At 43.2% G+C, this 241-nt stretch carries 1 protein-coding gene; it reads right to left on the bottom strand.

Annotation, left to right across the window (positions count from 1 at the left end; genetic code table 11):
- Nucleotides 1–241: hypothetical protein (locus AAEY72_RS16120; RefSeq protein ID WP_352311684.1), on the bottom strand; the 241-nt coding region annotated here is incomplete at both ends.

Raw genomic sequence — 241 nt, 5'->3', positions numbered from 1 at the left:
CCCCAGTATCACCTAAAATAAGGACACTAAAGTTTGATGCCGCAACCAGTTTTATCTCATTTTTAAGCGTTTGTATTGCAGAGCTTTGGCCAATAATTTCACCACCATCACGTTTGAGCGCCTCACGGTTTAACGCTTGTACTAATTCACTAGAGTGCTGCGCATGTTGTTTGTAATGGGCAAGCTCTAGGGCTGTTTTAAAGTGCGCACTGCACAAGGTTTGTAAGGTGTTGAGTGTATC

This window comes from Psychrobacter sp. W2-37-MNA-CIBAN-0211 (genome assembly GCF_040309405.1).
GTDB classification, from domain to species: Bacteria; Pseudomonadota; Gammaproteobacteria; order Pseudomonadales; family Moraxellaceae; genus Psychrobacter; species Psychrobacter glaciei.
Note: the sequence above shows the minus strand (reverse complement) of the source record. Positions and strands in the feature narration are given on the sequence as shown.